The organism is Paenibacillus sp. SORGH_AS_0306 (assembly GCF_030819345.1).
GTDB lineage: Bacteria > Bacillota > Bacilli > Paenibacillales > Paenibacillaceae > Saccharibacillus > Saccharibacillus kyungheensis.
Map to the genome: position 1 here is coordinate 2,067,354 of NZ_JAUTBP010000001.1, position 15,044 is coordinate 2,082,397.

Here is a 15,044-nt window from a genome sequence, read left to right on the forward strand (position 1 = left end):
TCGCACGTAAAAAAGACTTAATTCTACTTTTCAGCAGTAATTAAGTCTTAATTAAATTCAGATTCATAAAAAGAGAAAAAAGGTTATAAGAATCAGGGCGCTCATAAACAGATTTTTATCAATTTAACTGGAAATTATTTTGGTGTACTGGCTTATTTTTTAAAGACTACTAACTTAGTCTCTAACATTTCTTCTAACGCATACTTAATTCCTTCACGACCTATTCCACTTTGTTTTACTCCACCATATGGCATATGATCAACACGGAACGAAGGGATATCATTAACGATCACTCCACCTACTTCTAATTTCTCAGCCGCTTGAAATGCTGTTGACAGTTGTTGTGTGTAGATCCCTGCTTGTAATCCATAATTAGAACGATTGACTTCACGAATCCCTTCTTCCATATCTGCTACAGGATTGATCATCACAATAGGAGCGAATACTTCCTGACAAGCGACACGTACCTCGGGATTCACTCGTAACAAGACAGTAGGTAAAAGAAGATCTTCTTCTATTGTACCTCCATACGCAATCTCTGCTCCTTGAGATACAGCTTCTTCTATCCATTCTATTGCTCTTGTCTGTTCTTTGGGTGCGATCATAGCAGACACATCAGTATCTTCATTCATCGGATCACCTAGCTTCAGTTGACGCGTTGCTTGGACAAATTGATCTACAAAATCTTCAAAGATGTCTTGATGTACATAAATACGCTGAATAGAAATACAGACTTGTCCCTGATTGCCAAATGCACCGGAGACGGCACGCTGAATCATTGCAGGAATATCGGTATCACGGTCAATAATTAGTCCCGAGTTAGAACCTAGCTCTAATGTTACCTTTTTAAGACCTGCTTTGGATCGAATCGAGATGCCTACTGCCGGGCTACCTGTGAATGACAATGCTTTGACACGTTCATCGGTTACGATAGCATCACCTACCACTTTGCCATCCCCTGTTACTACATTTAGCGCTCCCGCAGGTAGACCAGCTTCTTGTAATAATTCTGCTAATAAGAAAGAAGATAATGGAGTCTGCTCCGCAGGTTTCAATACCACTGTATTTCCGGCAGCAAGAGCGGGTCCTACTTTATGTGCAACCAGATTCATAGGGAAGTTAAATGGAGTGATCGCTCCTACTACACCTACAGGCTCTTTGACTGTATAAGCGATTCGTCCTTCTCCACTTACAGAAGCATCCAGTGGAATCGTTTCTCCATGAATCCGTTTGGCTTCTTCTGCGGCAAATTTATACGTTTCTACTGTACGTCCTATTTCTGTTCGAGCAGCTTGTAGCGGTTTAGCACCTTCAAGTGCTATCAATTGTGCTGCTTCTTCTGAACGTTGTTCTAACAGCCGTGCTAGATTTTCCAAAATAGATGCGCGTTGGTGTGCTGGCATAGCACGCATCGTTGCTCTAGCTTCATAAGCAGCCGCTATAGCCTGCTTAGTTTCTTCCTCATTAGCTTCGGCAACTTCCGCAATAAGGGAACGATTGTATGGAGAATATAAAGGCGTATAGGACTGAGCTGTAACCCACTCCCCGTTAATATATAAATGTTTTTTATCCATAATGTTCTTCCTTTCTTCATTCAAAATAAAGCTACGCTGGAAATAAGCGCTCCTACTCAATACCCTTTTTTACAACAAAGTATGTTTATTTATTTTATATTCAGCAAAATAGGGTCTTTTATACTAAATAAATTACGACTATATTCGACAATTAATATTTGTTTATTTATTTTTTAGATAACTATACATTTTTTAAAAAATTTGCCGAAATATAATTTGTTACAACAATAAAATGTTAATAAATGCTTTTATTCAGGGATTTATAGGTTTTTTTCTAGTTACCATTTTAATATTAATGTTTGCTTAAAAATACATTAAAATACATTTAATGAAAAAATGTTTAAAAATCTATCGACATATTCGACAAAATGTGAGATATTTACATTACTTAAAAACCAAGACTTATTAACTACTAATTATTAATGGAATGAGATGAAGCTGATGAAACATTTAAAAGTACAAACCAAAATTATAAGCTTAACGTTACTCAGTGCTTTGTTTATGATTATCGTTGGATTTGCAGGTTACAAAACAACGGATCTTATGTCTACCGAATCCAATGAAATGTATAACCAGAATGTCCGAGCCATTAGTGATGTAAGTCAGATCATTATTGATAATAGAACAATTGAAGCAGCATTACTTGAATTTATTATTACTACAGATAAAGATCGCAATGCAGCATTAGACTCTTCGATCAAAGAACGTTTGACCCAAAATCAAACTTTATATACAGATATGAGTACGATCACTCTTACTCCAGAAGCAACCAAGCTTTATGATACTTACAGCAAGTCACTTACAGATTACACTTCCAAAATTGAAGAAGTACTCCAAAATGCATCACAAAATAATAACACTGAAGCTTACCGTATCTTCCAAACCGATGTCGAACCATTACGCGTTAGTATGAATGATACAACCAAAGAACTAAACGCTTTACTGAAAAAAGAAGCACAAAACAATAATGAACAAGCTATACATCTAGCATCTGTTGCCAAATTAGTATTGATTATTGTATTTGTTGCTGGCGCTCTAATCTCTGCTCTTGCAGGTCTTTGGATTAGCCGTATAATCAGTCGCCCTCTCAAACAGTTACAACAATTAATGGGTAGTGCTGGTGAAGGTGATCTTACCGTTAACGGTTCTTATCAATCTCGTGATGAAATTGGACAAGTGACTACTTCATTTAATGCGATGATGACTAATGTAAGAGATATTATCCGTAAAGTCGATGAAAGTGCGATGACGTTATCTGCTTCTTCAGAAGAATTAACAGCAAGTGCAGATCAGACAGCCCAAGCAGCAGAACATATTGCAGTGGCTACCAATGAAATGTCTACCGGAATCGAATCTCAAGTCGAATCTGTTAACCAGGTCAACCAATCAATCGGCTTGATGTATGAACGTATGGGTCATGTAGCAGCAATAAGTAACGAAGTTAATCAAATGACAGAACAAATGAATGCTGATGCCAAAAATGGACTAAGCGAAGTTACCGAGATTACCCAGTTAATTCAAGGTATCGCTCAAGATATGCAAGATAATCTAGCCGTTATGACTAATTTGAATGACAAATCCAATCAGATTAGTATTGCTTCATCTGCAATTCAACAGATTGCACAACAAACGAATTTGCTTGCTCTTAACGCTTCGATTGAAGCGGCTCGTGCAGGTGATGCAGGTAGAGGATTTGCGGTAGTTGCTGAAGAAATTCGTAAACTTGCTTCCAGTACAGCGGATTCTTCTACATTGATCTCTAATATGGTTCAGTCTATTCAACATGATAGTCATATGGCGGTTGAACAGGTTCATAAGTCGTCAGATAGTATTCAAAGTACAGTAGCTAGTAGTACTCGTGTAAACACAGCATTTGAAGCGATTCAACATTCTGTTAGTAATACAACAGAGAAAATTATTCGTACAGGTTCTTTGATTCAAGAAGTTGCTAAGCAATCCGAGACGATTGCAGAAGCTATGGGACATGTAAGTGCAATATCAGAAGAAAGTTCTGCGGGTATTCAACAGACAGGCGCTGCAAGTGAAGAGCAATTGTCTACAATGGAAGAAGTCTCAAGTGCAGCACGTTATTTGGCTGATTTAGCTGAGAACTTACAAACAACTCTTGCCCGCTTCAAAATATAATATATATTCAGTCAGGAGAAAACAGCATGAGAAATTGGAAAGTTAGAACTAAAATCATTACGCTTATTGTAGTAAATCTACTCGTTTTAGTGATGTTAAGCGCTACAGGCACATTAATGACTAATCAAATGTCCAAAGTCGCTTCAAATATGTACGAAGTCAATATGCGCTCTCTTACGATTATGGATCAAATTATTATGAACTATGGTGATAATGCCGCTAGCCTTCTTGAATTAATGCAGACGACTGATCCAACCGTTAATAAAAGTTTGATGAATCAAATTAATGTCACTGCGGCCAATAATAAAGAACAATTTGAAATGATGGGACAAATGACACTGAGTCCTTCTAATCAAAAGTTAGCTGCTGAACTGGTTCCGTTAGCAACAGCATTTTCAGAACAACGCGATAAAATTGCCGCATTAGCAGCCGCTAACCAGAATCAGCAAGCTTTTCAAGCCTATGCGAATCTTAATAGCCAACGTACTCAACTAAACGAAGTATTGAATGCTATGCGTACTAATCTTATTGATGAAGCAGGCAATGCCAAAGTAGCTGCTGATCAACAATATAGCCAGTCCCAATGGATTACAGGTATTCTATTTGTAATAGGATTGATTATCTCCCTACTACTAGGTGGTTGGATCGTACGCTTGATTGTACGTCCTCTCAACAATGTAACACAATTAATGACTAATGCTTCAGATGGTGATCTTACAGTTCATTCCGATTACGCATCCCGAGATGAGATTGGTCAATTGTCTGCTGGATTCAATACTATGATATCGAGTATTCGTGAAATTACGAAAAAAGTAGACGAAAGTGCAATGACTCTCTCTGCTTCATCGGAACAATTAACAGCTAGTGCTGAACAAACAGCCAAAGCTTCTTCCCATATTGCTACTTCTTCTGGTGAATTATCAACTGGATTCGAATCTCAAGTCGAAACGGTTAATCAGGTAACGAATGCAACAAATGAAATGACCGATAAAATGAAACAGTTACAAACAAGCAACAAAAATGTTCAAGCTCTTACGAATCATATGGAAGAAACCGCTGGTAATGGAATTAGTGAAGTGCAAGAAATTACTCATTTGATCAATAATCTGGCAAGTAATATTCAGGATAACTTGAATGTATTGACTAGCTTGAACCAAAAATCAGATGAGATTGGATTGGCTTCACAAGCGATTCAACAAATTGCCAAACAAACCAACTTGCTTGCTCTAAATGCTTCAATTGAAGCGGCTCGTGCAGGTGAATCTGGACGTGGATTTGCAGTCGTTGCGGATGAGATTCGCAAACTTGCAGAAGGTGCAGCACAATCTTCTACGCAAATTACAGCATTGATCTCAGACGTACAATCAGAAAGTCAAAAAGCAGTAGAACAAGTTCATACGTCTGTAAGTAATGTACAAGCCGGGGTTCAAAGCAGTGAACGCGTGAATGTAGCGTTTGAAGCGATTCGTCAAGCGGTTGCAGATACTGTAGAACAAATCGGTGGCACACGTTTGATGGTTGGATCTATCACTGTACAATCTCAACAAATCTCTGAAGCGATGGAACATTTAAGTGCTCTATCTGAACAAGGCTCTGCAGGTATTCAAGAAATGAATGCTGCGAGTGAAGAACAATTATCAACTATGGAAGAAGTATCTGAATCTGCTCGTTACCTTTCTTCACTTGCTGAAGATCTTCAACAACTATTAGCTGGATTCAAACTTTAATTTGCAACTTGCTTTAGTTACGCTTTGATTTCTTTTTAACTGTCTGCTTTATTATAAAAAGGAAGCTCTCTACAAGATGATGTAGAGAACTTCCTTTCTTTTTTTATTTCATATATTTAGAGAACAGTTCGCCTGCTCTTTTTGCAAATTCTTCAAGATCGATATTCGTTTTACCTAGACGTGAATACCAATTTTTGACCGTATCGAGTACCCATGACGGAATACTTTTCCCGGATATCCGACTATAAAATTGATAATATGCCCATACGAGATGATCCCAGCGCTTATCATCACCTTTTTGAATATATTCAGATACATCGATTACTTTAGCATGTCCATTTTGTACAATTACATTTTTTAAATGAATATCCCGCGGATTCAGACCAATGCTACGTACATACTCTCTAGCAGCTTCTACATCCAAAATGACTTGCTCGGGAACTTCAATCCCTTGTAACAAACAATCTTGTAGTGTCGGCCCTTCTTCATAACTCATTACCAGATAGTTCGTACCTCTACCATAACAGGTCGGAAAATAAGGTGAACCTGCTAATCGCTCATATACAAATACTTCAGATTGAATTTTATCAATCGCTTCCGGTGTAAACAGCTTAAAGGCATACTCAGGAACTTGATCATACGTAAATACAGCCGCATCTGTTCCTATCCCTATACATCGTGCTCCATCTGCATAACCAGATATAACTACCGGATCATTATCATCACTACCACTGACACCTATGCGGCGTAATGCTTCTTCTGCTACTCTCCAATCGGATACCATCCAGATTGCCCCTCTCTTACCTCACATCAACCGATAACGGATTCATAATAAATATATCAATTTATACAGTATTCTAGACCATTTTTTTAAAGAAACCAAATTTTATTTTTGGATATGGAAATTTATACATTTATACATTTTGTTTTCTTTGTGAATAGATTCCTGTAAAATAGATAAGACGGATCATAAAATGATTCTTTGACACATTTTTGTATTTGAAATGGAGGAATTTATCAATGTCAGATTTTCAGAGCAAATTAGAACAGTACGCCGAACTTGCGGTACGTGTCGGTGTTAATATACAGCCAGGTCAGCGTTTGGTGATCAATGCTTCGATTGATGCTGTTGAATTTGTACGTGTAGTGACCAAAAAAGCATATGAAGCTGGTGCTGTTCTTGTTAAAGTCAATTGGAGTGACGATCAAATCGCACGTATGCGTTATGATTTGGCTCCAGATGAATCATTTGAAATTGGTCCAAAATGGTATGCTGCTGAAATGGAAGAACTTGCAGTAGATGGCGGAGCGATTTTGCATGTCGTTTCAGATGATCCTGACTTGCTCAAAGGAGTTAATCCAGAACGCATTTCTACCTATCAAATGACTGCAAATAAAGCATTAGCTAAATATCGTGAATACGTACAATCTGAAAAATTAAGCTGGTCGATTGTTGCTGTACCTTCAGAAGCTTGGGCAGCTAAAGTATTCCCGGATGTAGCTAAAGAAGAACAAGTATCTGCTATGTGGGATGCGATCCTCAAAGCAGTACGTGTAGGTAATGGCGATGCGATCGAAGCATGGGAAAAACATGTTGAATTATTAAATACCAAATCCAAATATCTAAACGATAAAGCATACAAACAATTGCATTATGTTGCACCTGGAACAGACTTAACGATTGGACTTCCTGAAGGTCATCTATGGGCAGCAGCAGAAAGTACAAGCGAACGTGGATTTACATTTATGGCAAATATGCCAACAGAAGAAGTATTTACAGCTCCACTGAAAAGTGATGTTAATGGCTATGTAAGTAGCACTAAGCCATTAAGTTATGGTGGTAACATTATCGACAACTTCAAATTAACATTCAAAGACGGTCGTATTGTAGGTATAGAAGCACAGCAAGGACAAGATACATTAGAGCGTCTGGTAAGTATGGATGAAGGTTCTCACTATCTTGGTGAAGTTGCATTAGTGCCTCACAAATCACCGATCTCTGAGTCCAATATTCTTTATTACAATACATTGTTTGATGAGAACGCTTCGAATCACCTTGCGATCGGTAGTGCATATGCATTTAACTTGATCGGTGGTAAAGAATTGTCTCGTGATGAATTGAATGAACGTGGACTGAATAACAGCCTTACTCATGTCGACTTTATGATTGGTTCCGGTGAAATGGATATCTATGGTATCACTAAAGACGGCGAAAAAGAACCTGTATTCCGTCAAGGCGAATGGGCATTTTAATCGTATTTCTTTGATTATCTATCTGTAGTGTGTTCATTCATATGAATAACGATAAAAGACCTGTCATTTGTGATATGACAGGTCTTTTATTATAATTATTTCAGCTCATTTTTTTCACAATACATAGAACCGAAGATATTTTTAGAGTCGAAAGGAATGAATACACGCTATGCAATATTATGTTTTGGAATATCAGTATCCACGCAAAGGATTTATTTCAGGAGGAGCAACATTCCTGCCTGCACTGGATCAATATTACGATCCAGACCACACAGAATTACCGACACATACGACTGCTGAAGTCATTCTGGATTCTAACTTGAGAAAAATGGATGTTGATTTTTTCTATACGGGTAATAGAGCTACTGTTGTATCCGATGCATGGAAGCAACTGCTAGAACAATGGAATGTAGTCGCACAGTTTATTCCTGCACAGATATACTATTATAATCAGGAGCCTGTACCAGGAACATACTGGATTGCTCATCGATTAAAGTCTCTTGATTGTGTCGATTACGAACAATCTCAATATGCTGGCAAGAAACTGGTTCTACGCTCTATCGAGCAACCACCACGCCGTATAACCAAAGGGTTTGAGCAGATTATATTAGATGAACAAAAAATCAAACAAGATGAATTTTTCACACTAGAATATACATACATTTCGAATCCGATCATTTCTGAGAAGCTATATCAACAGATCAAAAAACACAAATTAAAAATTCATGCAACACCGATTGAGCAGTTCAGACCTTAACTTTTCGATAATACTCAATACTTATCAATATTTGTTAATTCTTCATCCGGCTCATTCGTCGTCCACATACCAGTGCAAGCATCCGTACATCATGCATTAATGCGGCATATTCTTCTGTTGATAAAGCTTGAGTCGGTGTAGGATAGGTGCTGGCTTGATTATTTTCAGCCGTAGACTTCAATTCTAATAATAATCCATCAGCTCCTGCTGCTACACAGGCTTTGGTCAGTGAGTTAAGCGTATTTCCATTAGAGATACAATGTACAGGATAAGCAATAACCGGTAGATGAGTTAATTGGCGCAATTCTGGAATCGCAGCTATATCTAGCGAGTTATATTGTATATTTTCAAAAGGACACATACTTCCTTCACATAAAATAATATTGGGATTACCATGAGATAATAAATATTCAGCGGCTCCTAACAAATCTTCATACGAATCTTGATGACTACGCTTCAAAATAATCGGGCGCTTCACACTACTTAATCGGCGTAATAATAATTGATTACGTAATAAACGAATATCAATAGCAATCAAGTCCGCATATTCTTCACATATTTTCAATTGTTCATGAGCTGTTACTTCGAGCATTGTCAGTAGTCCATATTGATTGGCTACACGTTGTAATGTACTCATTTTACGAAATGGAATGCCTTCATTCTGCTCTTTCCAATGACCGGCGATGATTTGTGCTCCTGAACGACTAATCGCAGCGGCATCTTGCTCCATTTCGATTCTTGATTCTGCTTCTGTCGACACAATCGCTACAAAGCGCCCACCACCAAACTGTACTTCTCCTATTCGAATAATACTGTCTGGTTGTTCAGGCTTGCGCAAAGATAATGTATAAAACGCATGGTGAAATGCGGGAAGAGAGATATTCATTTCAACGCTTCCTTTCAGAAATAATAATTCGAATAGCGATAATCATATTTGATTTTCTTTCTCTAATTGAAAATGATTATCATTATCAAATTATAAGATGAACATATCGCTTTTGCAAGATCAGAGCACAAAAAAAGTGCAGACTCCGCGAGGAATCTACACTTTTTATGATCGATAAGATACATATTCTTAACGGCTAGTCTACTGATTAATAACCTATTATGGTTTCAGTACGACTTTGATACAGTTCTCTTCTTTGCTATCAAATACATGGTAACCATGCTCTGCTTCATCCAAAGAAAGACGATGAGTGATAATATCAGCAGCGCTGAACTGTCCTGTTTGAATTTGTTTGAACAACTCTGGCATATAGTGAACTACAGGCGCTTGACCCATTTTCAACTGAATATTACGTTCAAATAAGTGACCTAGTGGGAATTGGTTATAGTTCAATCCATATACCCCTGTTAATTGAATCGTACCGAATTTGCGTACTACATTACTTGCTAATTGAAAAGCTCCTAGTGAACCACCTTGAATTTTCAAAGCTGTTTCTACTTTCTCGATCGTTGATTTCTCTGCATCTAGACCTACACAGTCGATAACAACGTCTGCTCCACCGCTTGTAAGTTCAATCAGATATTGATCTGCATCGCCTACATCTTTGAAGTTAACCGTTTCTACATTATTAGTACGCTTCGCATGAGCTAGACGGTAATCGATATGGTCGACAGCGATAACGCGTTTTGCTCCTTTTTGCCAAGCGAATTTTTGAGTGATTAAGCCGATTGGACCGCAACCAAGTACGATAACCGTATCGCCTTTTTTCACGCCAGCGCTTTCAACACTCCAGTACGCTGTTGGGATAACGTCAGACAAGAATAGCACGTCTTCATCAGGAACTTCCAAACTATCTGGAATAACAAATGGTAAGAAGTTACCATATGGTACACGTAAGTATTCTGCTTGTCCACCAGCGAATCCGCCATAAGTATTGGAATAACCGAACATTGCGCCTGTATCTTTTTCAGGATTCTCATTTGCATTATCACATTGGCTTTCCATTTCGTTTTTACAGAAGAAACATTCGCCACAAGATACGTTAAAAGGAATAATAACACGATCGCCTTTTTTCACTTTGGTAACTTCTGGTCCTACTTCTTCTACGATTCCCATCGGCTCATGCCCGATAACATAATCTCCATCCATACCCGGGATATTACCATTAAATATATGCAAATCAGATCCGCAAATTGCTGTAGATGTAATACGGATTAGAACATCATCTTGTTTTTGTAACTTCGCATCTTCTACCTCTTTGACTTTAACTTTACGCTTACCTTGGTATGTTAGTGCTTTCACATTAATTCTCCCCTTTCAAATTTTAATGTTGCTAGTTTTGTATTAACCAAACTTTCCCTTTTATTAACAAGCGATTGATTTTGAGTGTAGTAGGGTAATTGGAGAATAGATTATACAAACTAACATATACTTAATAACTTGACGATAACTCGTTTTGAAAGGGGCAATATCCAATGAAACATTTAACATCTGCACAAATTGAGGAATTGAAAAATAGTCTTTTAGAAGATAAAGAGGCACTTGAACGCCATTTTAATATGGAAAATGATACAACTGATGGCCAAGTTGAATCTGAGCTTGATTCTACGGGTGAATTGTCTTCTGTAGATAACCACCCTGCTGATTTGGGTACAGAAACATATGAGCGTGAACGTGATATGGCTATCGACGACAACATGGATGATAAGCTAGATCAAGTCAATGCTGCACTACAACGTATCGAAGATGGCACATATGGAGTCAGTGAAATTAGCGGTGAGCAAATTCCTTTCGAACGTCTACAAGCACTGCCTTATACGACTATGTTAGTCGGTGAAAGTGCTGAAGAAGGCGGCGGTGTGAATGATTACCGTCCTATCGAGGAAGATTTGATTACACCTGCTGCTAAAGGTGCTGGTGAAAACCGTCAAAGCCATACCGGTAAATTCGATGATGCTGGCGCATGGCAAGCTGTCGAAGAATATGGTGTAGCTGATTCACCTGCAATGTCTACACAACGTGATGTAGAAAGCTACAACGAACTTGCTGAAGGTGGAGAAAATAAAGACACTGGCACTGTAGAAGATATCGAGAAGTTTGCTGGTAACGATATTGAAGGCGGTCAACGTCATATACAGCGTGGTGAAGATTTAGACCGTTATGTAGCTGATGATGAAGGCGATACTGAATTACAGGTAACGGAAGAGGACGAAGAAATCGACGCTGAAAGCGAAGATGCAGATCGCCGTCGCTAAGTCGTTACATCGTTACATCGTTACATCGTTATAATGAATTATATACTTCATTTTTAAGTATATAAATATAAAAAATAGCCACAACTCTCTTCTATTTCTGTTAAGAGCGTTGTGGCTCTTTTGGTGTTTACTTTTATTCTTTTACTCTTCTATTCTATACGTTGTTATCATTTTATATTAACATATCAACTTTTCTATTCTTTATCTGATTTCTTTTAGGCTACGATACTTTCCAAATCAGGCTGTAATTTGTTACGCAATATATACAGCATGATAGCTCCTACCAGAAATGCCACGACATCCGAAATAACCAACGACCAGATCACTCCGTGAAATCCATTCATTTGATTAGCGATATACAATACAGGGATCAATGTTATCCCCTGAATAATAGACATCACAAATGCCGCAGTTCCTTGTGCGGTTGCTTGAAAAATACCTGTAAATAACACAGTGATTCCATTGATAAATAAAGATAAAAACGTTACGTGTAGAATATAACTTCCCATTTCGATCAATTGTATATCTTGTGTAAATAACCCTATTAAATGATCTGAAATCAAGTAAACAACAGCACCGAATACAGTCGCTAATATCACAATCATTTTAATCGTAAATGTAATCGTTTGTTTCATCCGTTCTTTATTTGCTGCAAAATTAAAAGCAATCATAGGTACAATACCTTCACATAATCCCATCAAAATAAATTCAGGAAATTGTAGCAAACGTGATGAAATTCCAAATCCAGCTACAGCTTGTTCCCCATATTCGATCAGAAAACGATTAAAAATCAAAGACATGGCTCCCATAAAAAGACTCATAATAAACACCGGTACTCCAATTTTGAATACATTGCTTACTATTTCTGTATTGATTTTGAACGCTTTGATTGAAACCGTCAAAAATTGACTACTGTATCTGATATGAAAAATATAATACGCACTTGCTACCAAATTAGAAATAACTGTAGCAGAAGCCACTCCAATAATACCCCAATGAAAAACGAAAATGACTACCATATCCAGAATAATATTTACGATCACATTCAAAATCATACCCATCATCGAAGTAGTAGCTGCACCTTCAGCACGTACAATATTTTCAAGCATAAAAAATAATAAAATAAATGGTGAACCAGCAAGCATAATCATGACATAGTCTTTGGTAAACGCAAATGATTCTGAATTAGCTCCTAAAAAATGCACGATGGGATCAAGCAAAGGAAGTCCGAATACTACCACCAGTAAGCCCAGTATTAGACTACTATAAAAAGCAAATGAAGATACATGTTTGACATCGTTATATCTTTTCTCCCCTAATAAACGAGAGATAAATGCTCCGCTCCCTATCCCTAGCAAATTGCCCAACGCCATAATCACCGCAAATAAAGGTAATGTTAATGCTAATGCAGTTAACATCGCTGTATTGTGGAGTGTACCAATAAAATACGCATTTAAAATCGAATAGATTACACTCATCGACATTCCTAACATCATCGGCACAGCAAAATGAGCTACAGACTTTGCAATAGGCGCTTCTTCAAAGTAATACAAGTTTTTTGCATCCATATCAATCACTACTTTCTTTTATTATTTATTAGCAACTAGACTATTCGCTACAACTTTATGTATAGCTCAATAGCTACAAGGCAGAAGAGAGATTATTTATCTAATTATATCTAACACCGTTAGATTATCTCTTACAGTGTTAGATGATATCATCTATATCGGCATCTGTAAAGAAAAAACTTACACTGTTAGATAAAAAGAATTAAAGTATATTTTTTATCTGCAAAAACTACCTTTATAGCCTCCGAGTATAAAAAAAGACATAAACGAAAATGCTCGCTTATGTCTTTGAGGTGTATATGTAATAAAAGAGCAAATGACTGAAGTGATCAGTCATTTGCTCTTTGTTTTACTTGCAAGATGTTCAGGCTCCTGCCTGATTATGAGTTGTTGCGAATTGCGTAATGACTAATTTCACCCTTGAAATACGCTTCTGTTCCGTCTCTTCGATCACAAACAGATGTCCTTCATGTGCCACACTTTGCCCGGTTTGCGGAGGTAAAGACTCCACTCGGGAATACAGCCAACCACCAATGGTATCGTATTCTGTCGAATCCAAATCCAATGAGAACCGTGTGTTGATCTCCTCAATTAACATCATTCCATCAATGGAGTAAGTCATATCATCAATAGGCTCTACAGCTGGACGCTCATGGTCGAATTCATCCTGAATTTCGCCGACAATTTCTTCCATAATGTCTTCAAGAGTTACTAGACCCGCTGTACCACCATATTCATCAATCAAAATTGCAATCTGTGTTTTGCCACGTTGCATGAGCTTCATCAGTTCACTAATTTTGATTGATTCAGGTACAGCTATAATGGGACGGATCAATTTGGCTGAATCTACACTTTGATAACGCATCAAATCTTTAATATGCACAAATCCGACAATATGATCTTTGTCGCCATCGCATACAGGATAACGAGTACGCATTCCTTCAAAAGCCAGTTCCAAATTTTCTTCTTTGGAACCGTGTAGACTCAGACAGATCATTTCTGTACGTGGGATCATGATCTCATGGGCGGTTGTATCAGCAAATTCGAATATATTATCAACCAGCGCCAGTTCGGTATTATCGATCAGTCCGCTCTTGTTGCTTTCCTTCATAAGTATACGTATTTCCTCTTCTGTGTGAGCGGAATCTTCTTCAGAGACCGGAGCAATGCCAAACATTTTGAGTAAAGCGTTCGCCATGCCGTTCAACACCCAGATAAAGGGATACATGATTTTATGGAATAAGAGCATCGGTGCTGCTGTCCATAAGCTCACGATTTCCGCTTTGCGGATCGCCAGAGACTTCGGAGCAAGCTCTCCAAGTACAATATGCAATACCGTGATTACAACAAAAGCAATCACAATAGAAACAGTGTGTACAGCTACATCATTATTCCAGCCAAATGCCGTAAATATAGGTCTGATCAGGTCAGCAATTGCTGGTTCACCAATCCACCCCAATCCAAGCGATGCCAGTGTAATCCCTAACTGACAAGCAGAAAGGTAAGCATCCAGATTGTTTACGATCGTTTGCGCAAAGCGCGCTCTTTTACTACCACCATCGACTAATGTTTCTAATCGACTACTGCGAATTTTAACCATTGCGAATTCAGCCGATACAAAAAATCCATTGAGCATCACCAGAAATGCCACCAAAACTAAATTAAGTAAACTGGGTAAGGGGTCAGTCAAGTGTATATCCCGTACTGTCAAATTGATAGACAGTTACGGGTTCACCTCCTTCGTATATTTGTTTTTTGAATTTGCCGCCACATCACATGCACCGTCATTTTCCCAAGTGTCCTCACTCCCTTCTTTTAG

The 15,044-nt window shown here is 37.9% G+C and carries 11 protein-coding genes; 5 read left to right on the forward strand and 6 right to left on the reverse strand.

Annotated features, from left to right (window positions below):
- Positions 1 to 152: 152 nt before the first annotated feature.
- Entirely contained in the window at positions 153 to 1,574 is a 1,422-nt protein-coding gene (locus QE450_RS08860) for an aldehyde dehydrogenase family protein (protein WP_307298618.1), read from the reverse strand.
- A 441-nt stretch (positions 1,575 to 2,015) separates the two neighbouring features.
- Between QE450_RS08860 and QE450_RS08865 the strand changes: the two genes are divergently transcribed.
- Both QE450_RS08865 and QE450_RS08870 read left to right on the forward strand, forming a co-directional pair.
- Positions 2,016 to 3,719, forward strand: a complete 1,704-nt coding sequence (locus tag QE450_RS08865; RefSeq protein ID WP_307298622.1) for a methyl-accepting chemotaxis protein — start codon at positions 2,016 to 2,018, stop codon at positions 3,717 to 3,719.
- A gap of 26 nt (positions 3,720 to 3,745) precedes the next feature.
- Complete coding sequence (locus QE450_RS08870) at positions 3,746 to 5,446, forward strand: methyl-accepting chemotaxis protein (protein ID WP_273612460.1); 1,701 nt, start codon at positions 3,746 to 3,748, stop codon at positions 5,444 to 5,446.
- A gap of 103 nt (positions 5,447 to 5,549) precedes the next feature.
- On the opposite strand, the gene QE450_RS08875 is transcribed toward QE450_RS08870, so the two are convergent.
- Complete coding sequence (locus tag QE450_RS08875) at positions 5,550 to 6,230, reverse strand: serine/threonine protein kinase (protein WP_069328818.1); 681 nt, start codon at positions 6,228 to 6,230, stop codon at positions 5,550 to 5,552.
- Positions 6,231 to 6,466: 236 nt separating this feature from the next.
- Between QE450_RS08875 and QE450_RS08880 the strand changes: the two genes are divergently transcribed.
- The gene (locus QE450_RS08880; RefSeq protein WP_273612461.1) at positions 6,467 to 7,699 is read left to right on the forward strand and encodes an aminopeptidase; all 1,233 of its coding nucleotides are present in this window, start codon (positions 6,467 to 6,469) and stop codon (positions 7,697 to 7,699) included.
- Positions 7,700 to 7,868: 169 nt separating this feature from the next.
- Complete coding sequence (locus QE450_RS08885) at positions 7,869 to 8,456, forward strand: imm11 family protein (protein ID WP_307298632.1); 588 nt, start codon at positions 7,869 to 7,871, stop codon at positions 8,454 to 8,456.
- A 34-nt stretch (positions 8,457 to 8,490) separates the two neighbouring features.
- Here QE450_RS08885 and QE450_RS08890 read toward each other — a convergent pair whose 3' ends face one another.
- Together QE450_RS08890 and QE450_RS08895 are read right to left on the reverse strand one after the other, a co-directional pair.
- On the reverse strand, positions 8,491 to 9,342 hold the full coding sequence (locus tag QE450_RS08890) for a hypothetical protein (protein WP_274172836.1): 852 nt from the start codon (positions 9,340 to 9,342) through the stop codon (positions 8,491 to 8,493).
- A 219-nt stretch (positions 9,343 to 9,561) separates the two neighbouring features.
- On the reverse strand, positions 9,562 to 10,704 hold the full coding sequence (locus tag QE450_RS08895) for a zinc-dependent alcohol dehydrogenase (protein ID WP_273612464.1): 1,143 nt from the start codon (positions 10,702 to 10,704) through the stop codon (positions 9,562 to 9,564).
- A gap of 173 nt (positions 10,705 to 10,877) precedes the next feature.
- Between QE450_RS08895 and QE450_RS08900 the strand changes: the two genes are divergently transcribed.
- Positions 10,878 to 11,657 carry a TraR/DksA C4-type zinc finger protein gene (locus QE450_RS08900; protein ID WP_307298637.1) on the forward strand — a complete coding sequence of 260 codons (780 nt, stop codon included), beginning with the start codon at positions 10,878 to 10,880 and terminating at the stop codon, positions 11,655 to 11,657.
- Between the two features lie 215 nt (positions 11,658 to 11,872).
- Here QE450_RS08900 and QE450_RS08905 read toward each other — a convergent pair whose 3' ends face one another.
- Entirely contained in the window at positions 11,873 to 13,225 is a 1,353-nt protein-coding gene (locus QE450_RS08905) for an MATE family efflux transporter (protein WP_307298639.1), read from the reverse strand.
- A 364-nt stretch (positions 13,226 to 13,589) separates the two neighbouring features.
- Positions 13,590 to 14,915, reverse strand: coding sequence for a hemolysin family protein (locus QE450_RS08910; protein ID WP_307298641.1), 1,326 nt, complete (start codon positions 14,913 to 14,915; stop codon positions 13,590 to 13,592).
- Between the last annotated feature and the right edge of the window lie 129 nt (positions 14,916 to 15,044).